Annotated in this window: 24 protein-coding genes and 2 pseudogenes; 15 read left to right on the forward strand and 11 right to left on the reverse strand. The window is 69.2% G+C overall.

What is annotated here, in order from left to right; all coding sequences use genetic code 11:
- Positions 1-204: 204 nt before the first annotated feature.
- Positions 205-468 carry a hypothetical protein gene (locus tag FVA80_RS20065; protein ID WP_147908095.1) on the forward strand — a complete coding sequence of 88 codons (264 nt, stop codon included), beginning with the start codon at positions 205-207 and terminating at the stop codon, positions 466-468.
- 74 nt (positions 469-542) lie between these two features.
- Here the strand turns inward: FVA80_RS20065 and FVA80_RS20070 are convergent, their stop codons facing one another.
- Positions 543-728: a hypothetical protein gene (locus FVA80_RS20070; protein ID WP_147908094.1), complete on the reverse strand. Its 186-nt coding sequence runs from the start codon at positions 726-728 to the stop codon at positions 543-545.
- A 227-nt stretch (positions 729-955) separates the two neighbouring features.
- On the opposite strand from FVA80_RS20070, the gene FVA80_RS20075 reads away from it, so the two are divergent.
- Positions 956-1,189 (forward strand): DUF2171 domain-containing protein, encoded by a 234-nt coding sequence (locus FVA80_RS20075; RefSeq protein WP_092037671.1) that lies wholly within the window; start codon positions 956-958, stop codon positions 1,187-1,189.
- Between the two features lie 21 nt (positions 1,190-1,210).
- Here FVA80_RS20075 and FVA80_RS20080 read toward each other — a convergent pair whose 3' ends face one another.
- Positions 1,211-1,540 (reverse strand): hypothetical protein, encoded by a 330-nt coding sequence (locus FVA80_RS20080; protein WP_147908093.1) that lies wholly within the window; start codon positions 1,538-1,540, stop codon positions 1,211-1,213.
- A 231-nt stretch (positions 1,541-1,771) separates the two neighbouring features.
- On the opposite strand from FVA80_RS20080, the gene FVA80_RS20085 reads away from it, so the two are divergent.
- The 6 genes from FVA80_RS20085 to FVA80_RS20105 all read left to right on the forward strand — a co-directional run bounded on the left by FVA80_RS20085 (position 1,772) and on the right by FVA80_RS20105 (position 6,262).
- Complete coding sequence (locus FVA80_RS20085) at positions 1,772-2,143, forward strand: hypothetical protein (RefSeq protein ID WP_147908108.1); 372 nt, start codon at positions 1,772-1,774, stop codon at positions 2,141-2,143.
- Between the two features lie 60 nt (positions 2,144-2,203).
- Complete coding sequence (locus tag FVA80_RS20090; protein ID WP_147908092.1) at positions 2,204-2,500, forward strand: hypothetical protein; 297 nt, start codon at positions 2,204-2,206, stop codon at positions 2,498-2,500.
- A 350-nt stretch (positions 2,501-2,850) separates the two neighbouring features.
- Positions 2,851-3,354, forward strand: coding sequence for a MucR family transcriptional regulator (locus FVA80_RS20095; protein WP_147908091.1), 504 nt, complete (start codon positions 2,851-2,853; stop codon positions 3,352-3,354).
- Between the two features lie 197 nt (positions 3,355-3,551).
- Complete coding sequence (locus tag FVA80_RS30625; protein ID WP_187193436.1) at positions 3,552-3,695, forward strand: hypothetical protein; 144 nt, start codon at positions 3,552-3,554, stop codon at positions 3,693-3,695.
- Between the two features lie 36 nt (positions 3,696-3,731).
- Entirely contained in the window at positions 3,732-5,045 is a 1,314-nt protein-coding gene (locus FVA80_RS20100) for an MFS transporter (RefSeq protein ID WP_147908090.1), read from the forward strand.
- 161 nt (positions 5,046-5,206) lie between these two features.
- The gene (locus tag FVA80_RS20105) at positions 5,207-6,262 is read left to right on the forward strand and encodes a zinc ribbon domain-containing protein (protein WP_147908089.1); all 1,056 of its coding nucleotides are present in this window, start codon (positions 5,207-5,209) and stop codon (positions 6,260-6,262) included.
- 10 nt (positions 6,263-6,272) lie between these two features.
- Here FVA80_RS20105 and FVA80_RS20110 read toward each other — a convergent pair.
- Positions 6,273-8,413 (reverse strand): annotated as a pseudogene (locus FVA80_RS20110) (PAS domain-containing protein).
- 484 nt (positions 8,414-8,897) lie between these two features.
- Between FVA80_RS20110 and FVA80_RS20115 the strand changes: the two are divergent.
- Positions 8,898-10,373 (forward strand): protein adenylyltransferase SelO, encoded by a 1,476-nt coding sequence (locus FVA80_RS20115; RefSeq protein WP_147908088.1) that lies wholly within the window; start codon positions 8,898-8,900, stop codon positions 10,371-10,373.
- Positions 10,374-10,386: 13 nt separating this feature from the next.
- Here the strand turns inward: FVA80_RS20115 and FVA80_RS20120 are convergent, their stop codons facing one another.
- The gene (locus FVA80_RS20120) at positions 10,387-10,605 is read right to left on the reverse strand and encodes a hypothetical protein (RefSeq protein ID WP_246692045.1); all 219 of its coding nucleotides are present in this window, start codon (positions 10,603-10,605) and stop codon (positions 10,387-10,389) included.
- An 806-nt stretch (positions 10,606-11,411) separates the two neighbouring features.
- Between FVA80_RS20120 and FVA80_RS20130 the strand changes: the two genes are divergently transcribed.
- Both FVA80_RS20130 and FVA80_RS20135 read left to right on the forward strand, forming a co-directional pair.
- The gene (locus FVA80_RS20130) at positions 11,412-12,512 is read left to right on the forward strand and encodes a hypothetical protein (protein ID WP_147908086.1); all 1,101 of its coding nucleotides are present in this window, start codon (positions 11,412-11,414) and stop codon (positions 12,510-12,512) included.
- A 26-nt stretch (positions 12,513-12,538) separates the two neighbouring features.
- Complete coding sequence (locus FVA80_RS20135; protein ID WP_147908085.1) at positions 12,539-12,943, forward strand: lysozyme inhibitor LprI family protein; 405 nt, start codon at positions 12,539-12,541, stop codon at positions 12,941-12,943.
- An 18-nt stretch (positions 12,944-12,961) separates the two neighbouring features.
- Here FVA80_RS20135 and FVA80_RS20140 read toward each other — a convergent pair whose 3' ends face one another.
- Positions 12,962-13,282: a hypothetical protein gene (locus FVA80_RS20140; protein ID WP_147908084.1), complete on the reverse strand. Its 321-nt coding sequence runs from the start codon at positions 13,280-13,282 to the stop codon at positions 12,962-12,964.
- 595 nt (positions 13,283-13,877) lie between these two features.
- On the opposite strand from FVA80_RS20140, the gene FVA80_RS20145 reads away from it, so the two are divergent.
- The 3 genes from FVA80_RS20145 (at position 13,878) to FVA80_RS20155 (ending at position 17,589) form a co-directional block, all read left to right on the forward strand.
- On the forward strand, positions 13,878-14,900 hold the full coding sequence (locus FVA80_RS20145) for a glycosyltransferase family 2 protein (RefSeq protein ID WP_147908083.1): 1,023 nt from the start codon (positions 13,878-13,880) through the stop codon (positions 14,898-14,900).
- Between the two features lie 426 nt (positions 14,901-15,326).
- Positions 15,327-16,577, forward strand: coding sequence for an FAD-dependent oxidoreductase (locus tag FVA80_RS20150; RefSeq protein ID WP_147908082.1), 1,251 nt, complete (start codon positions 15,327-15,329; stop codon positions 16,575-16,577).
- A 10-nt stretch (positions 16,578-16,587) separates the two neighbouring features.
- Positions 16,588-17,589, forward strand: a complete 1,002-nt coding sequence (locus tag FVA80_RS20155) for a 4-hydroxyproline epimerase (RefSeq protein ID WP_147908081.1) — start codon at positions 16,588-16,590, stop codon at positions 17,587-17,589.
- A 42-nt stretch (positions 17,590-17,631) separates the two neighbouring features.
- Here FVA80_RS20155 and FVA80_RS20160 read toward each other — a convergent pair whose 3' ends face one another.
- The 6 genes and pseudogenes from FVA80_RS20160 to FVA80_RS20185 form a co-directional block, all read right to left on the reverse strand.
- Entirely contained in the window at positions 17,632-18,132 is a 501-nt protein-coding gene (locus FVA80_RS20160) for a cytochrome P460 family protein (protein WP_147908080.1), read from the reverse strand.
- A gap of 45 nt (positions 18,133-18,177) precedes the next feature.
- Positions 18,178-19,263, reverse strand: a complete 1,086-nt coding sequence (locus FVA80_RS20165; protein WP_147908079.1) for an alpha/beta hydrolase — start codon at positions 19,261-19,263, stop codon at positions 18,178-18,180.
- A 214-nt stretch (positions 19,264-19,477) separates the two neighbouring features.
- Complete coding sequence (locus tag FVA80_RS20170; RefSeq protein ID WP_147957924.1) at positions 19,478-20,392, reverse strand: C4-dicarboxylate ABC transporter; 915 nt, start codon at positions 20,390-20,392, stop codon at positions 19,478-19,480.
- A 220-nt stretch (positions 20,393-20,612) separates the two neighbouring features.
- Positions 20,613-22,875: pseudogene (locus FVA80_RS20175) on the reverse strand (xanthine dehydrogenase family protein molybdopterin-binding subunit).
- A gap of 10 nt (positions 22,876-22,885) precedes the next feature.
- A complete protein-coding gene (locus FVA80_RS20180) occupies positions 22,886-23,332 on the reverse strand; it encodes a (2Fe-2S)-binding protein (RefSeq protein ID WP_147908076.1) in 447 nt (148 codons plus the stop codon).
- Positions 23,333-23,472: 140 nt separating this feature from the next.
- The gene (locus FVA80_RS20185) at positions 23,473-24,429 is read right to left on the reverse strand and encodes a GlxA family transcriptional regulator (protein ID WP_147908075.1); all 957 of its coding nucleotides are present in this window, start codon (positions 24,427-24,429) and stop codon (positions 23,473-23,475) included.
- 413 nt (positions 24,430-24,842) lie between these two features.
- Between FVA80_RS20185 and serA the strand changes: the two genes are divergently transcribed.
- Positions 24,843-26,066 (forward strand): phosphoglycerate dehydrogenase, encoded by a 1,224-nt coding sequence (gene serA, locus FVA80_RS20190; RefSeq protein ID WP_147908074.1) that lies wholly within the window; start codon positions 24,843-24,845, stop codon positions 26,064-26,066.
- Positions 26,067-26,215 lie beyond the last annotated feature (149 nt).

The raw sequence follows: 26,215 nt of genomic DNA on the forward strand, positions 1-26,215 counted from the left end.
TCAGGGACTAGTAATCCCGCGCAGCCGGCAAGCCTCAATAGGACTTAGCCGATACGCCGGTTGGCGAAGTCCTGAATGGGGCGTACGAAATCTGGATGCGGCAACATCAACGGTTGGAGCTGAAAGTCCGAATCTGCGCATCAACGGAACTTTCGCTCGGCAAGTGCGTCAGTTCCACGCAGAACAAAGCGCCGGGAGGTTATCATGCGCGCGCCCTTGAAGATCGCCACCGTCGCCTTCCTCGTCGTCGGCATTCAGCAAGGCTGGGCACAATCCATCAGCCAGACGGGGACGGGGGGCGGTCCGACCACGGCTGCGAAGGCCCCACATACCGCGGCCACCGGGCAGACGGTGCCCAATCCGAACGCACTCGGACCCAGCGAGACCGGCAGCATCGAACGGCGGAGCCCAGGCGAACAGCGCAACGACGCGATCACACGCGGGATCTGCATCGGCTGTACGCGCTGACAGACGCCAATCACGTGTCCCCGAAAAGCAGCATCTAGCGGGTCGGCCAAGGATAGGCGGCCGACCCGGCGTCGCTAGCTCTCCGCCCGGAGGCTCTTGATGATGCGGCTGGCGATCTTGCGCACGGCCTCGTCGTCCCGCGCCTCGCCCTCCGCGCGGTCCCATAGGTGCGCCAAGCTGGCGTCAAGTTCATCCAGCAGTTCCGGGTGGCGGTGAGCCAGGAAGCGGATCGTGCCGAACAGCAGGTGTTCGGTGGCCATCTCGTGTCGCCGGGCGTCGGCAACTTGTTCCAGTGAGGCGGATGTTGGCTCGGTCATGGCGGTCCAACGGTCCGGGCAGATGCCGGTTCAGTCACGTCCGCACGGTGCGACCCTGCGGCACGCATCCCGAACGCTGCATCCCTGAAACCCAGGCCTGAGCTGGAATGGCGCAGCCAGGAACCGCTGTGAGCAGGGCACGGTTTGACGACTTCACAGGGAGGATGAAGATGGTGGACGCTGCGCAGATCCAGGAACACGCCGAGGTCGTCGGCTCGGACGGGGCCCATGTTGGAACCGTCGATCACATCGACAAAGGCGAGATCAAACTGACCAAGCGTGATGCGGCGGCGGGCGGCCTGCACCATTACATCCCGCTCGACTTCGTTCGGGCCGTAGAGGGCGGCAAGGTTCATCTCGACCGGCCGGCCGACGAGGTGAAGCGCGAGTGGTCGACCTCCTGATCGGCACGCATCGGCGCAGGCTCAACGCCGAAGACCGCCGATCCAGGCGGTGAGCGGCTCCACGAAGGCTGCCCAGGTCCGGGCCCAGACGGTCCCGGTTCTGCCATCCTGCGCAGGCCCGGCTGCTATGAGCGACGCCACGAACGCATCTTCCTGCACCTTGCATTCGTCGAGGGCGTTGCGTTCGTCCCCAGCCCGGCTCTGACCGGGCGGCTGATGGGCGTAGGATTCCCGCAAGCAGCGATGCCACGCCCGTTCGAGCGCGCGCGGATCGGTCGCCGTCGCCATCGCTGTCGACCCAGCGTCGATCAGGACGAGCATCGCGAGGAGGCTGAGCACGGGCGAGCGCATGACGCCTCTATGCCCGATTCGACGACCTAGTGCCTAGAACGAACAAGCAACACCTCGCGATCAGAAGCTGCCCACTCGGATGAGGCGCCAAGCCTGCGACGCCGCTCGGACCGTCGGTTGAACTTGCGGCATCGGCTTTCCCGGTCCTGGCCGCCGAACTGCAACAGTTTCCAACCCTAAGGCCCTGTAAGCCGGAGGCTCGGCAAAGGGTTACGGGATATGCGGCGCATGATGGAGAAGTGGGTACTGGGTCTCGTGCGGGTCGCGGCCTGGATCCTGGTGGCGGCGATCGTCGCCATCACGCTGGTGCCGATCGGCCTCCGTCCGGTGGTGACGGCCAATCCCAGCTTCGAGCGGGCGGCCGCCTACGCGTTGGCCGGCCTTCTTCTGACCCTGGGCTACCCGCGGCCCTGGCCGTGGATCCTGCTCGGAGCCGTGCTGCTGGCCGGCGGGCTGGAAGCCGGGCAGTCCCTCACGGGTACGCGTCACGGCCGGTTTGACGACTTCCTCGTGAAGGCGGCAGCGGCGCTGGTGGGCGGCATTGTGGGCCTCGGGTTGGCATCCTGGGTGGACCGGCGCCTCCAGGCCCGCACCAGCGGGTGACAGGGAAACCGCCGAGTTTCGGGGGCGTTGTCGTTCCGGACTCTCATGCGAGGTGCTGCCATGTTCGGCGCAGGCAAGCTCACGGGGCAGTTCTGGTTTCGGAAAACGTGGTCGGGCAAGCTGATTCTGCTCGTCGAGGAAGAAAGGCCGCGCTGGTTCAGCCGCAAGAAGCTGACTAAGCCGCGCTGGCGAGACGCACGGCTGCTCGATCTGGCCGAGGCGCCGATGCGTACACTGATGACCCTGGAGCGCGCCTACCGCGCCGAATACGGATCCAGCGCGACGCTTCCGGCCGCCGCGCCGTCGGTCAATCGCGGAACGATACCAGCGCCGATCGGGCACGCAGCCAACGCCTGAGCGCTGCCAGGTAGAAGGGCGCGGGCCGAGCATGAAGGGCAGGGCTCGGCCCGCCTGTCGTTCGGCTTCGTACCCCTCGAGGCCGCAGCGACGCCTCGAGAGACCACAGGATCGTTAAGACATCCCGAACGGGCCATCACGCGGCGGGCGCCCGGCGGCTCGACGCGCCTCGCCGTTGGGCCTGAGCCAGCGGGACGCAGTCCCACGCTTACACCGTTGCAAATCTATGTTGGTATTCATTCGATACAACAGTCGATAACCCACGGCGTCATCTGTTTTGTGCGATTTAGCGCTTGACTGTTGACAGATACAGCGATGTTCATCGCGTACTGTCCTCGCGAGAGCTGCCCATGGAAGACGACACCGCATTACCGCAAGACGATCAGACCGATGTCATTGCTCTGACCGCCGACATCGTGTCGGCATACGTATCCAACAATTCCGTCCCGATGCCCGAACTGGCGACCCTGCTGTCGCGTGTCCATGAAGCCCTCACGGGGCTTGGTCAGGCCGGCACACCCGCCGAGCCGGACGCCAAGAAGACCACGCCCGGCCAGATCCGGAAGTCGATCACCCCCGACGCGCTGATCAGTTTCATCGACGGCAAGCCGTACAAGACCCTGAAGCGGCACCTGAGCGGCCATGGCCTTACCATCGAGGCCTATCGAGAGCGTTTCGGGCTGCCGCGCGACTACCCGGCCACCGCTGCCAACTACTCGGCCATGCGCGCCGAGTTCGCCCGCACCGCAGGCCTCGGCCACAAGCGCCGGAAGCCTGCCGCGCACGCCTCCGAGGCCGCTGAGACGGTCGAGGCTCCGGCGGCAAAGCCCGCCCGCGCACGCAAGCCGGCGTGAGGTTGCGCCCGCTCCGGGGCACCCCGGCGTCGGCTGCGATCCGGTAAACCCGCGACAAATCGGAGGTCTTCATCGGGCGACGACTTCCGGTCACCGGGCTTTCGCGTTAGATCGGCTGACCAAGATCGGCAATCGAACCGACGGGCCGCGAGGAAACCCGAGATGATCCGCACGCGCTGCGCTGCGGCGGCGCTCTGATGGCGTCCACGATCGACTCCGGCCCGGACGACCGGGGCGCGCCGTTCGAGTGGATGCGCACGGCCGCCTGCCTTGTCGATGTCGAAAACTCCGACGCCGGAGCGCCGAACCGGCGCGCCCGGAGCCTGCGCCTGCACCCGTGAGCGGCTCGAAGACAGCCGCCGCCGAGGAGGATCATCATGGCTGAGTCTGAACTCGAACGGTCGGCGATGCGGCGGATCGGGTGGCGGCTGGTGCCGTTCCTGATCCTCGCCTACTTCGTGTCCTTCCTGGACCGGGTGAATGTCGGCTTCGCGGCCATCCAGATGAACCACGATGTCGGATTGACCGCCACGCTGTTCGGCTGGGGCGCCGGGATCTTCTTCCTCGGCTACTTCCTGATGGAGGTCCCCAGCAACCTGATGCTGGAGCGGTTCGGGGCGCGGCTCTGGATCGCCCGGATCATGGCGACCTGGGGTGTGATCTCCATGGCGATGGCGATGGTGCAGGGTCCCTGGTCGTTCATTGCCCTGCGTTTCCTGCTGGGCGTTGCCGAGGCCGGGTTTTTCCCGGGCGTGATCCTGTACCTGACCTACTGGTTCCCCTCGGCGTACCGGGCTCGGATCGTCGGCATCTTCATGATCTCGATCCCGATCTCGTCGTTCCTGGGCTCGCCGATCTCCGGGGCGCTGCTCGGCCTGAACGGATGGGGTCTGCGCGGCTGGCAGTGGTTGTTCATCCTGGAAGGCCTGCCCGCCGTCCTGATGGCCGGGGCCGTGCTGTGGTTCCTGCCCGATGGGCCGCGCCACGCGAAATGGCTCCCGCCGGCCGAGCGGGACTGGCTGGAGGGACGCCTGAAGGAAGAATCCGCCCGGAACGCCGCGCGCAGCGGCGGTGCCGCCTCGCCGTCGCTTGGAACGATGCTGCGCGATCGGCGGCTGATCCTGTTCGCCGCCATCTATTTCGGCTCGACCGCCAGTAGTTACGGCCTGACCTTCTGGACCCCGCAGATCGTCAAGAGCTACGGCCTGGGCAATTTCGAGACCGGCCTGCTGAACAGCGTTCCCTACGGCGTCGCCTCCGTGGCGATGATCCTGTGGGGGCGGCACAGCGACCAGGTCGGCGAGCGGCGCTGGCACCTCGCCATCCCGTTCCTGGTCCTGGCCGCAGGGCTGGCAGGCGGGACCGTCCTGAATGGGATCCTGCCGCTGGTCGGGGCGCTGACCGTCGCGGCGGTCGGCGTCTACATGCTGAAGGGGCCGTTCTGGGCCCTGGCGACCGAGGAGCTGCCGCCGGCTGCGGCGGCTGCCAGCATCGCGGCGATCAACGCTGTGGGCAATCTCGGCGGATTCCTAGGCCCCTACCTGATCGGCGCGATCAAGGATGCCACCGGCAGCTTCACTCTGAGCCTGACGCCGCTGATCCTGTTCGCGCTGATTTCGGCCGGACTGTCGCTCGTTCCTGGCCGGGCACGCGCCGCGCCGGGCGCCTCGCGAACAGCGTCGGCCCGCTGACTATCGGCTCCGTCAGCCGACCGAGTTGGGCGGAGGCCGACCTATGCTAGAGCTTGCCGACACCGGAGCCGTGCCCGACCGAATAGCGGTCGAGCACGGCTCACGGTCGTCGGTCCGACGCGTGTGCGGCGGGCGATAATGGGATCTGTGGGGTCGACGGCGTGCGTGCTGGTTCCCGATTGTCCGAGCGCTGGTTCAACGTCGCCCTCTGGCTCGTCGCACTGCTGTTCGCCTGGTTCCTGATCGGGCTGGGCTCCCTAGTCGTTGGCGACCTGCCGCAGGTGGAGCAGCACTACACCCTCGAGCAGTTCCTCGGATCCGACCAAGCCCGGGCCTCGACCGACGCGCTGAAGCAAATCCGCCGCGAGATGGACGACAGCCGGCGCCGGACGGAGCGGGACCAACTCGCCCTCGATGCCGCCCAGGCGGCCTCGGAAGGCGCCCGCGAGACCTTCGCCAATTGGCTAAAGACCAGGGATGCGACCCAGCGCGTCGATCAGGATCCGGGACTCATCGCACGCACCCGGCAGCTCGACGCACTCAAGGACGCCGAGCGGACGATCGAGGAGCGGCTGGCCGGGCTTGCCGAAACGCAGCGCACGCTGTCCGAGCGGGAGCAGGACCAGAGCCGGGTGGACGGCGAACTCCGCGCGGCGGCTCAGCAGAAGCTCGACTCGGCGGAGCGTGGCCAGGAACTCCGGGTGTTCGGCTACCGGCTCGCTCTGACCCTGCCGCTGCTGGTGCTCGCCGGATGGCTGCTGCTGAAGCGGCGGAACACGCGCAACTGGCCGTTCGTCTGGGGCTTCGCGTTCGCCGCCGCCTTCGCGTTCTTCGTCGAGCTGGTCCCGTACATGCCGAGCTACGGCGGCTACGTGCAGTACGGTGTCGGCGTGGTCGTAACGCTGGTCGGCGGTCGGGCGGCGATCAACGCCCTGCATGCCTACCGCGCACGTCAGGCGCTGGTCGAGACACGGCCCAACGAGGAGCGCCGCACCGAGATCGCCACCGATCAGGCTCTGGCCCGACTTGCCAAGAAGGTCTGCCCGGGCTGCGAGCGGCCGGTCGCGCTCGGCGATCCGAACACGAATTTCTGCCCCCATTGCGGGCTCGGCCTGTTCGAGGATTGCCAAGCCTGCACGCAGCGCAAGAGCACCTTCGAGCGGTTCTGCCACGCCTGCGGCACCCCGGGGGCCGGTGCGGTCCTGCCGGCAGCTTAAGGCGTCGCCTTCACTCCACCGAGGCTGGTGTGGGCCGTCCGACGACCCGGCTCAGCACGCGCCCGAGCTGGTCGGCGGAATAGGGCTTGTGTAGCAACTCGAAGCCGTGGGTGCCTTCCTGGGCCAGGACGTGGCTGTAGCCCGAGGTCAGCAGCACCGGCAGGTCCGGAAGGCGGCGCGCCAGCTCCTGGGCGAGCGCCAGGCCGCCCATCCCGGGCATGACCACGTCCGAGAACACCACCTCGAACCCGCCGCCGTCCCGGCCGAGCCGCTCGAGCGCCGCCTCGGCGTTGGCCGCCCAGACGGTTTCGTAGCCGAGATCCTGCAGGATCTGGGTGGCGAACTGACCGACCTCGACATTGTCCTCGACCACCAGGACCCGCTGCCCGGTGCCGAGCGGCGAGACTGTCGCCGGGACGCCCTCCGCCTCGTCGATCCCGCGATCGACCTCGACCTGCGGCAGATACAGGGTGAAGGTCGCCCCCTGCCCCGGCGCGCTGGTGACGTCGACGTTGCCGCCCGACTGCTTGGCGAATCCGAACACCTGGCTGAGGCCGAGGCCGGTGCCCTTGCCGACCTCCTTGGTGGTGAAGAACGGCTCGAACAGACGACCCAGGTCGGCCCCCGAGATCCCTGAGCCGGTATCGGTCAGCGACACCGCCACGAAGGCGGTGTCGGCCCCGGCATGCCCGCGGATCGCCGGCATAGTCCGACCGCCGGCGAGCCGCAGGGTCAGCGTGCCCTCCCCGTTCATGGCGTCCCGGGCGTTGACCGCCATGTTCACCAGGGCGGTCTCGAACTGGCTGACGTCGGCCCGGATATGGCAGGGCTCGTCCGGGACCTCGGCGATCACCCGGACGCGGGCGCCGATCACGGTGTCGAGCATGTCGGCGATCCCGCGGACCTTCTGCCCAACATGGAACACCTCGGGCTTGAGCGCCTGCCGCCGGGCGAAGGCGAGGAGCTGGCCGGTGAGCTTGGCGGCGCGGTCCACCGTGTCGGAGACCGCATCGAGGTAGCGGGTCTTGCGCGCCTCCGGCAGATCGGGCCGGCGCAGGAAGTCCACCGAGGAACGGATGATCGTCAGCAGGTTGTTGAAGTCGTGTGCGACACCGCCTGTGAGCTGGCCAACCGCCTCCATCTTCTGCGACTGACGCAGGGCGTCTTCGGCGCGCATCAGTTCGCTGGTCCGCTCGGCAACACGCTGCTCCAGCGTGTCGGTAAGGGTGCGCAGCATCATGATGGCGCGGTCGCGCTCGGCTCGATGGCCCGGCGGTCCTCAACATTGATCAGCACCCCCGGGAAGCTCAGCGGCGTCCCGTCCGGAGCGCGGTCGACCCGGCCGTTCGCCTCGATCCAGTAGTACTTCCCGTCGGTGCGCCGCACCCGGTACTGGTGCGCGTACGCCCCCCCGCGGGCGATGACCTCGTTGATCGCCGCGATCAGCCCCTGCCGGTCTTCGGGATGGACCGTAGCGATTACCTGCTCGAGGCTGAGCCCGACCCGGCCGAGGGCCGGATCGAGGCCGAAGCTGCGGGCGAAGGCCTCGTCCACGGTGAACGCGTCGGCGGGCAGATCCCACACCCAGGTGCCGATGATCGCGCCGGCCGACAGGGCGAGCTGGATGCGGTCGGCATAGAGCTGAGCCAGCGCCTGGCTCGCCTTCAGCCGCTGCTCCGCGAGCACGCGCTCGGTGGTCTCGACCACGACTGCGATCACCCCGGCCGGCTGCCCGGCCTCGTCGAGCACCGGCGAGTAGTCGAGATTCATCCAGACCTGCTCGGGTCGGCCGTAGCGGTGCAGAGTGAGTTCCTGATCCTTGTAGGACAGCGTGCCGCCGGCGAGCCCCACCCGCATCACGTTGTCGTTGAAGTCGGCGACCTCAGGCCAGCCCTCGCGGACCTTCGAGCCGAGGAGCTGCGGGTGCCGGCCGCCCGCGAAAGCCGAGTAGGCATCGTTGTAGATCATGATGCCGTCCGCGCCCCAGAGCAGCACGATCGGCACCGGCGACAGCAGCACGGTGCTGACCGCGGAGCGCAGGCTCTGAGACCAGCGGGCGATTGGACCCAGCGGCGTCGTCGCCCAGTCGTAGGCCCGGACGATCGCGCCCAGTTCGCCGCCTCCAGGCAGAAATGCGGCCGTGGCGCTCATGGCTCGCTCGAACTGCGCGGTCCTGCAGCAGCCCCTCGCACCGCCAGACCGGGCTCGCGATCGGTCGCGCAGGCTCGGTTGGCGGTGTCATGCACGTGCATCGCAGCCCCCGGTTCGGGCTTCGGCAAGATTGATACGGGTTCGCACACAGCCATGGCAGCGGCATCGCCCGTGGGGGGAAGGCTTACAAGCATCCGGTTGGCCGTCACCGCGTATTTTCGTCCAGAGGAAACGTCCTGAGACCCGCCCGCCACACGCCGCTCGACGGCTCACGACGGGGCCGGGCACGACGGAGCCGGGATTGATCGGCGTCTGGAGCGAACGCGCATCCCGGCGGTTCGGTCGCAATCCAGCCGGATCCGCAGCGCCACGACTGCGACGTACGGAACCGGGCACGCGCGAACGGTCTTGGACCAACGGCGGCCCATGAGAACCGACCTCGGCCGCGCTTGCTGGCCGCCGGGCGCATTCATAGATGGCGTCGATGACCCCGATCCCATTCGACAACAGCTACGCCCGCCTCCCGGAGCGCTTCTATGCGTCCCGCGCGCCGACGCCGGTGGCGGCACCGCGCCTGATCCGGCTGAACCGAGCGTTGGCCCAGGACCTCGGCCTCGATCCGGACTGGCTGGCCGGTTCCGAGGGCGTCGCGGCTTTGGCGGGCAACCGTGTCCCGGAGGGCGCGGCACCGCTCGCAGCGGCCTATGCCGGGCACCAGTTCGGCCAGTTCGTACCGCAGCTCGGCGACGGCCGTGCGGTCCTGCTCGGCGAGGTGATCGACCGGGCGGGACAGCGCCGCGACATCCAGTTGAAGGGGTCCGGCCCGACACCGTTCTCCCGACGGGGCGACGGCCGCGCAGCGCTGGGGCCCGTGCTGCGCGAGTACCTCGTCAGCGAAGCCATGGCGGCGCTCGGCATTCCGACCACCCGGGCACTCGCCGCCGTCGCGACCGGCGAGCCGGTGGCGCGCGAGACGGTCCTGCCCGGCGCAATCCTGACCCGCGTGGCGGCGAGCCATATCCGGGTTGGCACGTTCCAATTCTTCGCCGCGCGGAGCGACGTCGAGGGTCTGCGGGCACTCGCCGACCACGTGATCGCCCGGCACTATCCCGATGCGGCCGGTGCGGAGAAACCTTACCGGGCACTGCTGGAAGGCGTCGTCGCCCGCCAAGCCGAACTGGTGGCCCGCTGGCTCTTGGTCGGCTTCGTCCACGGGGTGATGAACACCGACAACATGTCGGTGGCGGGCGAGACCATCGATTACGGCCCCTGCGCCTTCCTGGACGCCTACGATCCCCGGACGGTGTTCAGCTCCATCGACCGGAACGGCCGCTATGCCTATGGCGAGCAGCCCCGGATCGCGCTTTGGAACCTGACGCGCCTGGCTGAGACGCTGCTGCCGCTGCTCGATCCGGACGAGACCGAGGCGGTCGCGCAGGCCGAAGCGGCGCTGGCCGGCTACGCGCCGCGCTTCGAGGCCGCCTATCAGGGCGGTCTCAATGCCAAGCTCGGCCTGTCCGACATCCGGGACGGCGACCCCGCGCTGGCAGGCGACCTCCTGAAGCGTATGGCAGAGAATCAGGCGGACTTCACCCGCACGTTCCGGGCCTTGTGCGCGGTCGCGGAACGACCGGAGACCGGCGCCGATCCGCGCGACCTGTTTGTCGATCCGACGGCCTATGACGACTGGGCGTCGCGCTGGCGCGCCCGCCTGGCCCAGGACGGCCGCAGCCCTGCGGCGGTCGCGGCGGCGATGCGGCAGGTCAACCCCTCCTACATCCCGCGCAACCACCGGGTCGAGGAGATGATCGAGGCGGCAGTGGAGCGTGACGACTTCGCTCCCTTCGAAGCCTTTCTGGCGGTGCTGTCGCGCCCCTACGAGGACCAGCCCGCGGCCGCCCCTTATGCCGAGCCACCCGAGGGCGGCGGGGTCGGATACCGCACGTTCTGCGGTACCTGAGCCGACCCCGCACTCAGCGTTGCGGCCAAGCGTAGATCTCGTGAAGGCTGCCGCCGTACCTGAACCAATGCACGCCCGTCGCTGGATTGAAGCCGTGATCCTCATGAGACGCGGCGATCGACGAGACGAGCGCCTGCGCCACATCCCGATCTGAAATCTCGTACGCGAGCAAGCGCGGATGATCCGCGTCGACCTGCGCCCGATCGCGAAGAAAGATGGAATACGATTTCATCTTCATCACACCTGAGACAACCTGCTGGACGGAAGCAGATGTCGAAGGCGAGGCATTTGTTCAACATCGCCGAGCAACGAGGTTAATGCTTTTTAAGACAAATTCGAGCATTTTATCTACCAAATGCTGTCCTGCATGCGCCACCAGGCATCCCGAAAACGCATCGGGGCGGAAGCGTTATCGGTCTGGATTCGCTTCCTAGAATTGGTTACCTGCCTGCCCGGGGCGGTACGTGCCGCCCTGGGGCGTGGAAACCTCTTGCTCGACGGTTTGGTGCCGGCCGCGATGGCACCCGAATCCTTGACCGCGTGGGTCGGGGAGCCTGCGGCGTATGTCCAGGTGTTCCGGCACTAAAGGTCGTAGGGACCGTTCGAGCACGGTTTTCCAACTCCCCGACTATGGATGGTTCAGGAGGCTTGTCTGCGGGGACGTACCGCGGACACGAGCCTGTCGGGGGTGGCCCATGGGCTCCGATGTTCCCGAACTGCGTGCGCGCCAGCTTGCCGCTCTGCGGGCTGCCTACGAGGCCTGTACCAGACAGGCCGACGATCGTGCCGTCACCGGTGCGGCGCTGCACACACGCGTGCTGCTGGGCCGGATCCTGGTCCTCCTGGGCGGGTTGGAGGAGCGGGCGCCCCCCCGGCGATAGCGCTACTCCCGGTCGTGCCGCCGTCAGGCAGGTCCGGCGCGGCGAGATTCACCGTACCGGCCAAGTCCGTTTCGTCTCCACATCGGCGGGAGGGACTCCAGCGTGCCGGCAGTTCGACCGGATGCTAGGCTCGGGCTTCCCATATCCGGGTCCCACGATGCGTCTCATCAACACGCTACACGTCGGAACGCGCGGTCTTGCCTGGACGGCGCTGCTCGGAGCCGGGCTGATCGCGCGCGCTGCCGCCGCGAGGGCGGATGAGCGCCCGAGCTACGAGAGCGACCGGCGCGGCATCTTCCTGACCTTCCTCAACGCACCCGGTCCCGGCGAAGCGATCGCTCGCTCACCGCGTTTCAGCCTGTCCTTCGGAGGCGAGACCCGCCCGGTGCTCGTCGATACCGGCTCAACCGGCATCGTCGTGTCGGCCGGGCGCATCCCGGATGTCGACGCCCTGCCGAGCCGGCCCGGTCGCCTGACCTACACGAGTTCCGGCCGGATCATGATCGGCCGCTGGGTGACGGTGCCGGTGACCCTGTCGGGCCGCGACGGCGCCAGGGTCTCGACGCGGCCGCTTCCCGTGCTGGCGGTCGACCGGATCGACTGCACAGAGAAGGCCCGCTCCTGCACCCCGGAGGATGCCCCCGGGCACGTGGCCATGCTGGGGATCGGCTTCGGGCGCGAGGACGACAGCCAGACCCAGAGCACGCCGGACACCAATCCGCTGCTCAACGCCGAGCCGCCGGGTCCCGGTCCGGTCCATCGCGGCTACGTCGTGACCAGGACGGGGGTGCATGTCGGGCTGACACGCGCCAACACCCGGGGACGCTTCCGCTTCGTGAAGCTCGATCCGCATCCGCGGGTCTCGGGCGACTGGCTCGGCGTACCGGTGTGTATCGGGGTGAATGCCCGGGAGCCGGGCGCCTGCGGTCGCGCGCTGATCGATACCGGCGTGACCGACATGTTCCTGACGCTCCCGCGCGAGCAAGTCACTGAGAGCCTCCGTACCGATGGCGCCGGCCACCGCGCGCTCGCCCCCGGGACGCGGCTGCGCTTCCGCTTCGGCGACGCGGCCGGCTACGCGATCACGAGCGGCGATACCGCCTCGCCCCTGGCGCCGGAGCGCATCGTCCTCAACACCACGCGTCCGCTGCCCTTCGTCAATACCGGTCTGCGCCTGCTCAACGGCTTCGACGTCCTGTACGACGCCGACGGCGGCTTCTACGCCTTCCGCGCCCGGCAGACGGATGATGAGCCCTGAAGCCCGCCTCGGCCCTGGAACCTGCCATGCTGCGAACCGCCCTCATAGGAGTCCTGATCGCCCTGCCGGCCGTCGGCTCCGCCGTGGGGGCGGACTGCACGCAGGCGCCCGATCAGACGGCGGCGAATCTCTGCGCGGCCCAGAATTTCGCGCAGGCCGATGCGGAACTGAACCGGCGCTACGCCGCCCTGCGCGACAAGCTCGACAGCAACGGGCGGCACAACCTGGTGGCGGCGCAGCGGGCCTGGATCGCCTTCCGCGACCTCGAGTGCAACCTGCGCACCGGCTACGACGCCTCCGCGCCCGATTCCAACGGAACGATCGCGCCCCTGCTCGACGGCACCTGCAAGACCGAGTTGACCCGCCAGCGCATCCAGGACCTGACCGCACAGATCAAGTGCCCGGGCGGCGACCTCGCCTGCGCACCCTGAGCGGGATACGGACCGGCCTCAGATCACCTCGTAGGCGAACAGGAAGGCGACGCCGGTGATGCCCATGAGCCCGAGCAGGAAGAAGTTGTCCGCCACCTGCTCGGCGAAGCGGCTGATGCGCGGCCGGGCCTCGAGCCGCGTCGACAGGTAGGACAGGATCGCGCTCAGCAGGAACAGGACGGCGACGATGCCGCTGAAGACGTCGACCTGGCTGGGACCGGAATAGTGCTCCAGCAGCTTCACCAGACCAATCAGCGTGGTGCTGATTCCGATCATCGTGCTGGCGGTCGGGAGGATGTGACGGGATTTCTCCCCGTCCTTCACACCGGGCAGGCCCACCGATCGTCCCTCCTCGCGCCGCGTCCAATCCCGGGACGGTATGCGCGGGACGGATTGATAACCGGTATGCGCATCGGTGTAGTCCCAGCGAAGACACCGGGTGTCCGACAGCCCGATCGTCGGTCAGACCGCGCGTTAACTCGGGCCGTGGCCGCGCGATCCCGCGCAGTCACTGCGAAATGTACGACCTGCGGCCGCGGAACGCTGACTTAACGCGAAGACCTGCGCACGTGGGGCGGACGCGGCCGGCCGGTCCGCGCCCCGGCCGGCGTGACGCCGCCGATCCAGGTCGATGGGTGCGGGTTCCGTGTCCCGATCGGTGAGCCGGTCGTGCCGGGCGAGGGCCAAGCGTCCGATCGTCGGCGCTGCCAGTCGCCCCCTTCCCGGTTGCGGACGTGCGGCGGGGTGATGATCGCGTCCCACGCAGGGATCTCTGCAATCCGGACGGCCTATCGCCGAGCGATGATTTTAATCCCGGCCTTATTTATGGATCAGGGTATTTACCGAAAGCCTTAATACGTGGATAATAGCAACATCAAAACCTATTCAAGATGCCATCAAGAAATATTGCGCAATCTCTACGTGGGAAAATAACATGGAAGACAGAGAACTAAAGCTTGCGATCATAATAAATTGTCATAATTATGAAGATTACGTTCGAAATGCGATCGCAAGCGTACTCTCCCAGGACACGACCCACCGCGATGTCATCGTCGTCGATGATGGATCGACTGATCGTTCGTGGGAGGTAATCGAGCAGTTCAAGGTTCGCGCGTTCAGGAAAGAGAACGGCGGTCAAGTCAGCGCCTGCCGATACGGCGTGTCAAAAACGGATGCCCCGTTCATCCTGTTCTTGGATGCCGACGACGAACTCGTTCCGGGCTCGATACAGACGATCATCCAGCATCTCGATGCGGACGTTGCGAAGCTACAGTTCCCATTGCTTCGCATCGACAGCAACGGCACGCCGCTCGGCACGTCTTTTCCGAATCTGGCGAAAGGCCGGGCGCGCGCCACGTTCGTCAAGGCCATCGAGAGGGCGGGGACCTACATCTCGCCACCGACCTCGGGCAACGTGTTTCGCAGGGACCTGTGCGCGCTCCTGGAGGACGCCCATTACGATTCGGCCGTCGACGGCGTGATGCTGCTCGCCGCGCCGTTCCACGGTGACGTCGTGAGCCTGTCCGAACCGCTCGGCCGCTACAGATTGCACAACAAGAACAAGTCCGGCACCAACCGGACACCGACGGTGGCCCTGATCAGAAAGCACCAGAAACGGTTCGTCGATCGGCTGGAACATCTTAGAACCGCACTGCCCGACAGGGATGGATCCTGCAAAATCGCCTCACCGACCCGTATGTACATGCATGCTCGGTACAATAATTACTGCGATATACTGGAGATGCGCCGCATCACCTGGGCGGGCGTCGTCGTCACGATCCGATCGTTCCCGACCTGGTACAGCCCGCTCAGGCGCGTATCCGTCGTGCTGTTCCTGCTGGCCTGCACAATCCTGCCGCGCCGGACGGTCAGATCGATCCTGGAGGCGCGTCTGACCGGGAGTTGGAGGCCTGTCGTGTCGAACATCCGCACCTTGGGCATGGCCCGGTCGGGCTGATGGGCCGCAAGCCGGCCTTTGCCCGCATCCGGCAGCGATCGGGGACCATCGGCCCCGGTAGGGAGAGGCGGCACACGCGCGCCAGACGTGGGACGACCGGTGCCCACGCCGGCGAGCACCGGAACCGGAGCGCAAGACGAAGCGATCGCGGAGACGGCAATGGCGAGATCTCCGGGGCGTCAGGCTTGCCCGCGATAGTCCGTCCGGGCTCTTTTTGCCGACCGGCCCAGAACGTGCTTGGATGCAGACGCCGGAACGACGCATCTCGATAGAGGCATCGGTTCCGGATGTCTGCGCGGGGCCCGATGCCGGGCCCGCTCATCTTCGGAGGCCTGCCGACCGGCATGAAGGACGCCATTTCTTGCTGTCCAAGGGGCGTCGCGTCCGGGAGCGCGACGCGTCCGCACCGGGCGGTGGCGCGCTAGGATGGCGGCCGCGGAGCCACCGGACGTCATCGTCGTCGGAGCGGGCGTCGTCGGGCTGTCCGCCGCCCTGGTCCTGCGCGCGCGCGGCCTGTCGGTCACGGTGCTCGATCGGGAGGGCCCGGCGGCCGGGGCGAGCGCGGGCAATGCCGGCGCCTTCGCGTTCTCCGACATCCTGCCGCTGGCCTCGCCCGGCATCCTCAGGAGGGCGCCGCGCTGGCTGCTCGATCCGCTCGGGCCGCTCTCGGTGCCGCCGGCCTACGCGCCCCGGATCCTGCCCTGGATGCTGCGCTTCTGGCGAGCCTGCGCGCCGGATCGCGTCCGCCGGGCGACCGCCGCCCAGACCGCGCTCATGGACCTGTCGCGGGACACGCTGGAGCCATTCCTCGAGGCCACCGGCACGCGGGGGATGCTGTGCAAGGACGGCAACCTCCAGGTCTACGAGGGAAAGCCGGAATTCGACGCCGCCCTCCCCGGCTGGGACGTCCGCGCCGATCACGGCATCGCCTTCCAGCACCTCGACGCCGCCGCGATGGCGGCGATCCAGCCGGGCCTGGCGCCCCGCTTCACGCACGGGACGTTCACCCCCGGCTGGTACTCGATCGCCGAACCGAAAACCTACGTGCTCGCCCTGGCCGAGCGCCTGCGGGACGAAGGCGGCGCGATCGCGCGGGCCGAGGTCACGGCGCTGCGCCCCACAGCCGACGGCATCGCCGTGGTGACATCCGCCGGCACCCGCATGGCCGGGCAGGTCGTGGTCGCGGCCGGGGCCTTCTCGCACCGCCTTGCCCGCACCTTGGGCGAGCGGATCCCGCTGGAGACGGAGCGGGGCTACAACACGACCCTGCCCGAGGGCGCCCTCGACCTGCGCACGCAGGTCACCTTCGGGGGCCACGGCTTCGTGGTGACGCGGCTCTCCTGCGGGATCCGGGTCGGCGGCGCGGTGGAACTCGGCGGCCTCGACCGGCCGCCGGATTTCCGGCGCTCGGAGGCGATGCTGCGCAAGGCCAAGACCTTCCTGCCGGGCCTCAAAACCGAGGGCGGCCAGCCCTGGATGGGCTTCCGACCGTCGCTGCCCGACTCGTTGCCCGCCATCGGTCGGGCCGCGTCCACCCGCCGGGTCGTCTACGCCTTCGGGCACGGTCATCTGGGGCTGACCCAGTCGGCGGGCACCGCGCGCCTCGTCGCCGACCTCGTCACCGGCGCGCCGCCGTCCATCGACCTCGCGCCGTTCTCGCCCCAGCGCTTCCGATAGGGCTTCGCCTATGGCCAACCACACCTTCTCGTGCCTCGACGGCCATACCTGCGGCAACCCGGTCCGCCTCGTCTCGGGCGGGGGCCCGATCCTCGAAGGCGGCACCATGCTGGAGAAGCGCGCCCATTTCCTGCGCACCTACGACTGGATCCGCACCGGGCTGATGTTCGAGCCGCGCGGCCACGACATGATGTCGGGCGCGATCCTGTATCCGCCGACGCGGCCCGATTGCGACGTCGCGGTGCTGTTCATCGAGACCAGCGGCTGCCTGCCGATGTGCGGCCACGGCACCATCGGCACGGTCACCATGGCGATCGAGAACGGCCTGGTCACGCCGCGCGCGCCGGGGCGGCTCTCGATCGACGCGCCGGCCGGCAAGGTGGACATCACCTACCGGCAGGAGGGCCGTTTCGTGGAGGAGGTGCGGCTGCGCAACGTGCCGGGCTTCCTGCACGCCGAAGGGCTGACCGCGCATCTCGATGGGGTCGGCGAGATCGTGGTGGACGTCGCCTACGGGGGCAACTTCTATGCGATCGTCGAGCCCCAAAAAAACTTCCGGGACATGGCCGATCACACCGCCGGGGACCTCATCGCCCGGTCGCCGAAGCTGCGCGCGGCGCTCAACGCCACGTACGACTTCGTCCATCCGGAGCATCCGGAGATCCGGGGCCTGTCACACATCCTGTGGACCGGCGCGCCGCGCCACCCCGAGGCCCAGGCCCGCAACGCCGTGTTCTACGGCGACAAGGCGATCGATCGCTCGCCCTGCGGCACCGGCACCTCGGCCCGGATGGCGCAGCTCGCCGCCAAGGGGCGCCTCGGGGTGGGCGACGATTTCGTGCACGAATCGATCATCGGCTCGCTGTTCCGCGGCCGGGTCGAGGCCGCGACCACGGTGGCCGGCAAGCCCGCGATCGTGCCCTCGGTGGCGGGCTGGGCGCGCCAGACCGGCATCAACACCATCTTCATCGACGACCGCGATCCGTTCGCGCACGGCTTCGTGGTGGCGTAGCTCCCAGCGGGTCCGCGTCGAAGTCGCCGTGCCCGCGGTTCCTCAGGGCGCGAGCCGGGTGAACACGTAGTCGTGGTCCCGGACGTTGGCCTGATGGCAGGCGAAGCAGGTCTCGTGCTGGGCCGCGTCCGTGGGCTTGCCGTCGATGAAGCGGCCGAACCCCCAGCCGCCGGTTTCCGGGTAGCGCTTCGAATCCTTGACCATGACCTGGACCGTGGTCGCCGCCCCGGGGACGAAGGCCGGCTCGAATTTCCCGGAGGGGGTGCGTTTCCAGGCGCGCTTCACCAGGATCGTCCCGTCCGGGAAGGGCAGCGTGCCCGACCGGTAGGCCTGCAGCGCCGGGGCGTTGCCCACCACCGCGCGCAGCTCGTCGAGGGCGCCGGTCTCCTGCGCGACCCCGATGAGCGGCCAGTCGCGAAAACCGTCCGGAACGGTCACGCCGTAGAGCGGCGACGCTTCGGGCGCGGTCCCGGCACGGAGGGCGGCGGCGCCCAGCAGGGCGGCCGCCAGCAAGCTGGACGCAGCAACGGTGATGGCACGCATCGCAGGCTCCTGTGCCGTCTCAGGCCGATCCGGACGCGGGGGACCTCAGGCCGAGGCCGCATCGATGACGGCCTGCGCGAAGGCGTGCGGCGCCTCCTGGGGCAGGTTGTGGCCGATCCCGCCGGTGATCGGCCGGTGCGCGTAGCGGCCGGTGAATTTCCCGGCATAGGTCGCAGGCTCCGGATGCGGGGCGCCGTTGGCGTCGCCCTCGAGCGTGATCGTCGGCACGGCGATCTCCGGCGCCCGGGCCAGCCGGTCCTCCAGGGCCTCGTAGCGCCGCTCGCCCTCGGCGAGCCCGAGCTGCCAGCGGTAATTGTGGACGACGATGCCGACATGGTCGGGGTTGTCGAAGGACTGGGCGCTGCGGGCGAAGGTCGCGTCGTCGAACGCCCAGCGCGGCGAGGCGCTCTGCCAGATCAGCCGGGCGAAGGCGTCGCGATACGCCTCGTAGCCGGCCCGGCCCCGGCTGGTGGCGAAGTAGAACTGGTACCACCAGGACAGCTCGGCCCTCGGCGGCAGCGGCGCCTTGCCGGCCTCCTGGCTGCCGATCAGGTAGCCGCTCACCGAGACGAGGGCGCGGCACCGGTCCGGCCAGAGCGCCGCGACGATGCAGGCCGTCCGGGCGCCCCAGTCGAAGCCGCCGAGCACGGCGCGGGGGATGCCGAGGGCGTCCATGAGGGCGATGACGTCCACCGCCAGCGCCGCCTGCTCGCCGTTGCGGACCGCGTCCGTGGCCAGGAAGCGGGTCGTCCCGTAGCCGCGCAGATGCGGAACGATCACCCGATGGCCCGCTGCGGCGAGGATCGGGACGACCTCCGCGAAGGCGTGGATGTCGTAGGGCCAGCCGTGCAGCAGGATGACCGCCGGACCGTCGGCGGGGCCGGCCTCGGCATAGCCGACATCGAGCATTCCGGCCTCGACCTGCTTCAGCGTGCCGGGCATGGGGCGAGGAACCGGGCGAGGGACGGGGCGAGGGATGGAACCGTCCGCGGGGGCTCCGGTCTCGGCCCGCGCGACGCCGATGCGGCCGAACTCCGCGAATGCCAGGGCCGCGGCCGTGGCGCCGAGGAGCCGGCGGCGGCTCCGGTCGATGGTCTCGGGGGGATGTTCAGGATGCGTGGCGGCTTTCATGGGCGGCCTCCGTTTTGACGGATCTTCGAGTGCGCGAAGACTGCATCACGGGCCGGCAACGCGCTTGAAGACGGCTTTCAGAAGCGCTCGACTCTTACCGCGCGGCGCCTGTGCCCGTCCATCGTCCTGAACGGTGGCCGACGATCTTCGGGACGGCGCCGTTCCTCACGGCGTTGCGGATCCGGTCCTCGCTCGGATCCCCGCCACGATCGGATCACTGGGACAGGGTGCGCAGCTCGCCGCGGGCGAGGCCGACCAGGGTCCGACCGAGGAGCCACAGGACCACCAGCGTCGCCAGGGCCAGGAGCGCCAGGGCGGTGCCGTCGGCGAGCGCGCCCGGCATCGCGGTCGCGACACGCAGGGACGCCACCGCGGCGGCGGCGAGCGGGAAGCTCACCGCCCACCAGGCGACCCGGAACGGGCAGGCCTGGACGAGGCGGGCGAGCTTGGGCAGCAGCACCGCCAGCAGGAACAGCGCGACGGTGTAGAGCGCCTCCGCGAACAGGTCGATCGTCCCGGTGGTCGCCACGTAGGTCGAGAACCCGACCGCGAACGGGGCGATCAGGATCAGCAGCGCCGGCTGCAGCGCCACCGGAAGCGGCGCCTCGAACAGCAGGCGCGACAGGATCAGCGTGAACAGCGGCACCGCGAAGAACAGGCCGACCGCGAGCCCGAACATCATGACCGCGTGCATCGGCGGAAGGCCCAGTCCCGGCAGGGCAAGCGGCACGTCGAGGAGGCCCACCACCGGGACGATCCAGGCCGGCGTCGCGTGCGCCGCCTGCTGGCGCTCGCTCAGCCAGCGGGTCACGATCAGCCACGCGAACAGGGTCATGCCCACGGCGCCCAGAACCCACAGGACCTGCGCGACGAGCAGGTTCGCTCGCGCCAGCGGGATCGGCAGCAGCAGCAGGCTGATCAGCGGCGTCCCGAACAGGTTTCCGGCGATCGGATGGAGAAACTCGGCGCGCACCGCCTGCGGGGCGATGGCAGCCTTCACGGCGTAGCCCGCCGCGATCGCCACGAAGGCGGCGAGCGCGGCCAATCCCAGGGCATCCGCGATCCAGGCCGGCGCGGCATAGCGGGCCTGGGCCAGGCTCCAGGCGACGCTGAGGCCGGTCAGGCCCATCACCGCGGCGAACAGGCCGACCGGCAGCGCCGCGAGCTGCCGCCAGCCCGCCGGGGCGGCCGGCGGCGTGTCGGGGGCCTTGTTGCGCGGTCAGGGCGGTCTCGGGCGGATCCGCGATCCGCACGCCCGGCGCGACCATATCCAGCATCGGCTGCCTCCAAGATGGCCCCGGCGAGCCCGGCCCCCGTCGCCGGCCTACCGGACGCGTCCCCAAAACTCGTCAGGCCGTGGTGAGCCTGGTGTTGGCGATCGGGAGGGCGCGGATGCGCTGCCCGGTGAGGGCCGCGACCGCGTTCAGCACGGCGGGCGGCACCCCCGGAAGCCCCGGCTCGCCGACGCCGCCCATGGGCGCGCCGCTCTCGACGATGCGCACGTGGACCGCCGGCATGTGCTCCCGGCGCAGGATCGGGTAGGTGTCGTAATTCTGCGACTGGCGTACGCCGTCGCGGTAGACGATCTGCTCGAACAGCACCGACGAGAGGCCCAGGGCCGCGGCCGACTCGACCTGGGCCCGCACGATCGCCGGGTTGACCACGCTGCCGGGATCGAACGCGATCCACAGGGTGTGGACCCGCGCCTCGCCGCCCTCGACCGACACCTCGGCGATCGTGGCCGTCTCCGACCCGAACGGCGAGGCCATGGCGAGGCCGCGGGCGCGCGTGCCGCCCTCGGCCGCGTAGGGGCCCGCGCCGCCAGCCGCCGGACATCTCGGCCACCGCCGCGAGCAGCGCCAGGTGGCGCGGGCTGTCCTTCAGGAGCGCCTGGCGCAGCGCGAACGGGTCCTGCCCGCCCCCTTGCGCGATCTCGTCGAGGAAGCTCTCGTAGAACGCGTCGTTCATCGAGTGGCCGACGGAGCGCCAGAACGCGATGGTCACCGGGTGGGCGAGCTTGGTGAAGGTCATCCGCCGGTTCGGGATGGCGTAGGGCTTCTCGACGATCCCCTCCACGGCGGAGGAATCGATCGGGTTCTTGAACAGCGCCCCGAAATAGCGCCCGATCGGCCCCTCGCCGACGGTGCGGACCGCGATGGCGCTCGGCCGGCCCTCTGCGTCGAGGGCGGCCCGGAAGCGGCTGTAGCTGAGCGGGCGCAGGGCGTCGGAGCGGAACTCCTCCTCGCGCGACCACAGCACCTTCACCGGACGCTTGGTCGCCTGCGCGAGGCGGATCGCCTGCGGGAACGGGTTGCCGGGCCCGTAGGCGAAGTGGCGGCCGAAGAAGCCGCCGAGCATCGGCGAATGGATCCGCACCTGCGCCGGCTGCAGGCCCGCGGCCTGGGCGGAGATCGCCTGGAACAGCTCCGGCATCTGGTTGGGCAGCCAGAGGTCGAGCGTCCCATCCTCGGCAAAGCGCGCGAGCGCCGAGGGCGGCTCGAGCTGGGCATGGGCGAGATAGGGTGCCTCGTACTCCGCCTCGATGACCTTGGCCGCCTTGGCGAAGGCGTCGGCGGTGTCGCCCACCGCCTCGGCCGCGAGGCCCGGATCGGTGGAAGCCTTGAGCGCCGCCACCATCCCGTCGGACGAGAAGTCGGCCGCGACCGTGTCGAGCCCGCCGGGCTTGGGCGCCGACCAGCGCACGGTGAGCGCCTCGACCGCCTTGCGGGCCCGCCACCAGCTGTCGGCCGCGACCGCGACGGCGCCCGGCAGGCGATGCACCGAATGGACGCCCGGCATCGCCCGGATGTCCGCCTCGTTGGTGAGCGCCTCCGGCTCGGTGCCGAGATGCGGGGCGTGCTGCACGGCCGCGTACAGCATGCCGTCGAGTTTCTGGTCGATCGCGTAGACCGCCCGCCCGGTCGCCTTGTCGTGCACGTCGAGCCGCGGGACCGGCTGGCGGATATACCGGAAGGTCGCCGGGTCACGCAGCTGCACGGCCTCGTTCGGCTTCAGCAGCAGGGCGTCGGCCGCCAGGTCACCGTAGGGCAGCGACCGGTTGGTCGCCGCGTGCAGCACGACCCCGTCGCGGGTGGTGAGTTCGGCCTCCGGGACCTTGAGCCGGGCCGCGGCGGCGCGGATCAGCATGTCGCGGGCGGTCGCGCCGAGCCGGCGCATCACCGCGTAGCTGGAGCGGGTCGAGAAGCTGCCGCCGGTCATGCGCAGCCCGTTCACCACGGCATAGTCGGGACCGGGCGGCGAGCATTCCACGACGAACCGCGCAGGCGGCACGTCGAGCTCCTCGCCGACGATCTGCGCGATGCCGGTGGCGATGCCCTGACCGCCCTCGACGAAGGGGCTGAGCAGCTTGACGGTGCCGTCCGGGTGGATCTCCAGGAAGGCGGCGACCCGGGTGCCGGGCTTGGGCGCGATCGCGCCCGCTCCCTCCGCGGGCCCTTGCGCCTGGGCGCGGGCGCTGCGGCCGGGGAGCGCCACGCTGAGCACCAGCGCGCTGCCGGCGGCCGTCAGGAAGCCGCGCCGCGATGCCTCGCGCGGCATCGGTTCGACCACGGTCACGGCGTCCGCCGGGGCCGGAGCGAGAAACTGTTCCATGCCGCTCTCCTCAGGCCGAGGCCTGCCGCACGGCGGCGGCGATGGCGTTGTAGGTTCCGCAGCGGCACAGGTTGGTCATCGCGTCGGCGATGTCGGCGTCGGTGGGGCGCGGCGTCTGCTTGAGCAGGGCGGTCGCGGCCATGACCTGACCCGACTGGCAATAGCCGCATTGGGGCACCTGAAGCGCCACCCAGGCCGCCACGACCTTTTGGCCGACCGCGTCCTGCTCCACCGCCTCGATCGTGGCGACGGGCTGCGTGCCGACGCTCTCGATCGGGATCTGGCAGGAGCGCGTCGCCTGGCCGTCCAGCAGCACCGTGCAGGCGCCGCATTGGCCGATACCGCACCCGTACTTGGTGCCGGTCAGGCCCAGCGTATCACGCAGGACGAACAGTAATGGCGTGTCGGGCTCGGCATCGACTGCATGCTGGCGACCATTGATCGACAGGTTCACCATGATCGTGTCCGTCCGAATATCAGCAGGGCCTGCACCATGCTTAAGCGTGGCCCTGCCCGCGGCCTACGCCATAAAGGCCACGTTTTCGGACATCGCCCACGGCCGCAGCCCGCCGGCACCGCCCGCGGACATGGTCCGCGTCACATCACGGCGAGCGGCCCGGCAGCCTGGCGGATTCGCCGGGGGACCTCGCCGTAGACCCGGAGGAACGACCGGCGCATCCGCTCCCGGTTGGCGAACCCGACCGCCTGGGCGATGGCCTCCAGCGGCAGCCGGCTCTCCTCCAGCATCAGCTTGGCCGCATCGACCCGGATCGTCTCGACGGCCTTGGCCGGGGAGGTCCCGGTCTCGGCGCGGAACAGGCGCGTCAGCTGGCGCGGGCTCAGGCAAGCCACCGCCGCCAGGTCCTCGGCCGTCAGCGGCTTGCCCGGGTTGCGCCGGGCGTAGTCCAGCACCCTCTGGATCCGATCGGTGGGGGGATCGACATCGAGCAGGGCCGAGCGCTGCGCCTGGCCGCCGGACCGGCGCCGCTCCATCACCAGCCCCCGGGCGACCGAGGTGGCGAGGTCCCGGCCGTGGTCGCGCTCGACCATGCCGACCGCGAGGTCGATGGCCGCCGACATGCCGGCCGAGGTCCAGATGTTGTCGTCGGCGATGTAGATCTTGTCGACGTCGAGCTTGCAGGCGGGGTAGCGCGCGCGGAAATGGGGCGCGAAATACCAGTGCGTGGTCGCGCGCCGCCCGTCGAGTATCCCTGCATCGGCCAGGGTGAAGGCCCCCAGGCACAGGCCGGCGAGCCTGCGTGTCCCCTGCGCGGCGGCGCGGATATAGGCGGCGAGCCCCGGCGCAGTCGTCGGGATGCCGACGCCGGCCGCGACCAGGATCGTGTCGAAGGCGTCCGGCTCGGCCAGCGGCTCGGTGGCGACGTCGGCGCCCAGTCCGGCCCGGAGCCGGCCGCCCAACTCGGAATGCAGGCGGACGTCGTAGAGCTTCTCGCCCGCATACCAATTCGCCATCTCGAACGGCGAGGTGACGGCCAGACCCATGAAGTCGAAATCGGGACAGAGGACGAGGCCGATGCGACGCGTCGCTGCCATGAAGAACCGTCCCGTTCCACCCCGGTATCGGCTTTTATAGTAGCATTCCTTTCGAGAGAGGGCGAACGGTAGAAGCACATCCCGACGTGCGCGACGCGGTTTTCGCACCGGATACGGGTCAACCGCCGGGCGGACGGAGCGCATGACCGACGCAGGCGCCGCGGATCCTTCGGGCCGGACGCGCGATCTCGACGCCCGCCGGACTCAGCGAAGGGCGAATCGGAAGCACCGATCCCTCAAGATCGCAATGAAGCAGGACGCCAGCCGCGAACGATACATTCTTCCCATCGTATTGCACAACACCACGACGATTCTTCCGTCTTGTCCTGTTCGCCGATCGAAGACGATTGACGACGAACAGCGCCGCGCAGATCGTGATACTCTGCAACATCCCTTCCGCAGAGGTGCCGGTTTTGCCTACGGAACGCATCGTCCTGAGCGAGAACATCGCCGCCACGGCCCACGCGATCTTCGCGCAGGCGGGATTCGGCGCGGTCCAACCGCTGTCCCACGCCTTCGGCCTCGCCGAGGCGGCGCGCCTCGCCGACACCAACGTGCTCGGGATCCGCTCGCGGACCACGGTCACGGCGGAGCTGCTCGACGCGCTGCCCGACCTGACCGTCATCGGGTGCTTCAGCGTCGGGACCAATCAGGTCGATCTCGAGAGCGCCCGGGCGCGGGGCGTGCCCGTCTTCAACGCGCCGTTTTCGAACACGCGCAGCGTCGCCGAACTCACGATCGGCGAGATCGTGATGCTGCTGCGGAGCATCCTGCCGCGCTCGGCCTCCGCGCATGCGGGCGGATGGGACAAATCCGCGACGGGCGCCTTCGAGGTCCGCGGCAAGACACTGGGGATCGTCGGCTACGGCAATATCGGCTCGCAGCTGTCCAATCTCGCCGAGGCGATGGGCATGCGCGTCATCTTCCACGACCTGACCGACAAGCTGCGCCACGGCAACACCGAGCCGGTGGACAGCCTGGAGACCCTGCTCGCCCTGAGCGACGTGGTCAGCCTGCACGTTCCCGAGACCCCGGCGACGCACGGGCTCATGAACGCGGCACGGATCCGCGCCATGAAGCCCGGCGCCTACCTGATCAACAACAGCCGCGGGACGGTGGTGGACCTGGAGGCCCTGGCCGGGGCGCTGCGGGAGGGCCGTCTCGGCGGCGCGGCGATCGACGTCTTCCCGGTCGAGCCGACCTCCAACGCGGAGCGCTTCGTCTCGCCGCTCCAGGGCCTCGCGAACGTGATCCTGACCCCGCATATCGGCGGATCGACGGAAGAAGCGCAGGACCGCATCGGCGCGGAGGTCGCCCGCAAGCTGGTGGAGTATGCCCAGACCGGCTCGACGCTGGGCGCCGTCAACTTCCCGCAGGTGCAATTGCCACCGCGCCTGTCCGGCGCACGCTTCCTCCACGTGCACCGGAACGTGCCCGGCGTCCTGGGCAAGATCAATACGGTCTTCTCGGGCCGCGCGCTCAACATCGACGCGCAGTATCTGCAGACCGATGGCGATTTCGGCTACGTGGTCGTGGATGCGTCGGTGGAGCGGACGGAGGCGGATGCGGTTCTCCAGGCGCTCCGGAGCATCGACGGCACCGTGCGCGCCCGGCGCCTGGTGCCCCGGGCCGCGTGAGCGGTACCGGCGTGGAGCAGTACGGCCCGGGCAGAAACCCGTCTTTCCACGAACGCCGCCCGTATTCGTCGCTGCTCCGAAGCTTTGCTTTCCTGCATTCAAAATTTCTGGCAGCTTGTGAGTCCTCGAACGCGGGCGGAGCCGGTCTC

Source organism: Methylobacterium sp. WL1 (genome assembly GCF_008000895.1).
Lineage (GTDB): Bacteria > Pseudomonadota > Alphaproteobacteria > Rhizobiales > Beijerinckiaceae > Methylobacterium.

Bases quoted from the DNA above. Each gene is read 5' to 3' on its own strand.
- FVA80_RS20065 (WP_147908095.1), top strand. From the start codon at position 205: ATGCGCGCGCCCTTGAAGATCGCCACCGTCGCCTTCCTCGTCGTCGGC.
- FVA80_RS20070 (WP_147908094.1), bottom strand. From the start codon at position 728: ATGGCCACCGAACACCTGCTGTTCGGCACGATCCGCTTCCTGGCTCAC.
- FVA80_RS20075 (WP_092037671.1), top strand. From the start codon at position 956: ATGGTGGACGCTGCGCAGATCCAGGAACACGCCGAGGTCGTCGGCTCG.
- FVA80_RS20080 (WP_147908093.1), bottom strand. From the start codon at position 1,540: ATGCGCTCGCCCGTGCTCAGCCTCCTCGCGATGCTCGTCCTGATCGAC.
- FVA80_RS20085 (WP_147908108.1), top strand. From the start codon at position 1,772: ATGGAGAAGTGGGTACTGGGTCTCGTGCGGGTCGCGGCCTGGATCCTG.
- FVA80_RS20090 (WP_147908092.1), top strand. From the start codon at position 2,204: ATGTTCGGCGCAGGCAAGCTCACGGGGCAGTTCTGGTTTCGGAAAACG.
- FVA80_RS20095 (WP_147908091.1), top strand. From the start codon at position 2,851: ATGGAAGACGACACCGCATTACCGCAAGACGATCAGACCGATGTCATT.
- FVA80_RS30625 (WP_187193436.1), top strand. From the start codon at position 3,552: ATGGCGTCCACGATCGACTCCGGCCCGGACGACCGGGGCGCGCCGTTC.
- FVA80_RS20100 (WP_147908090.1), top strand. From the start codon at position 3,732: ATGGCTGAGTCTGAACTCGAACGGTCGGCGATGCGGCGGATCGGGTGG.
- FVA80_RS20115 (WP_147908088.1), top strand. From the start codon at position 8,898: ATGACCCCGATCCCATTCGACAACAGCTACGCCCGCCTCCCGGAGCGC.
- FVA80_RS20120 (WP_246692045.1), bottom strand. From the start codon at position 10,605: ATGAAATCGTATTCCATCTTTCTTCGCGATCGGGCGCAGGTCGACGCG.
- FVA80_RS20130 (WP_147908086.1), top strand. From the start codon at position 11,412: ATGCGTCTCATCAACACGCTACACGTCGGAACGCGCGGTCTTGCCTGG.
- FVA80_RS20135 (WP_147908085.1), top strand. From the start codon at position 12,539: ATGCTGCGAACCGCCCTCATAGGAGTCCTGATCGCCCTGCCGGCCGTC.
- FVA80_RS20145 (WP_147908083.1), top strand. From the start codon at position 13,878: ATGGAAGACAGAGAACTAAAGCTTGCGATCATAATAAATTGTCATAAT.
- FVA80_RS20150 (WP_147908082.1), top strand. From the start codon at position 15,327: ATGGCGGCCGCGGAGCCACCGGACGTCATCGTCGTCGGAGCGGGCGTC.
- FVA80_RS20155 (WP_147908081.1), top strand. From the start codon at position 16,588: ATGGCCAACCACACCTTCTCGTGCCTCGACGGCCATACCTGCGGCAAC.
- FVA80_RS20160 (WP_147908080.1), bottom strand. From the start codon at position 18,132: ATGCGTGCCATCACCGTTGCTGCGTCCAGCTTGCTGGCGGCCGCCCTG.
- FVA80_RS20165 (WP_147908079.1), bottom strand. From the start codon at position 19,263: ATGAAAGCCGCCACGCATCCTGAACATCCCCCCGAGACCATCGACCGG.
- FVA80_RS20170 (WP_147957924.1), bottom strand. From the start codon at position 20,392: ATGGGCCTGACCGGCCTCAGCGTCGCCTGGAGCCTGGCCCAGGCCCGC.
- FVA80_RS20180 (WP_147908076.1), bottom strand. From the start codon at position 23,332: ATGGTGAACCTGTCGATCAATGGTCGCCAGCATGCAGTCGATGCCGAG.
- FVA80_RS20185 (WP_147908075.1), bottom strand. From the start codon at position 24,429: ATGGCAGCGACGCGTCGCATCGGCCTCGTCCTCTGTCCCGATTTCGAC.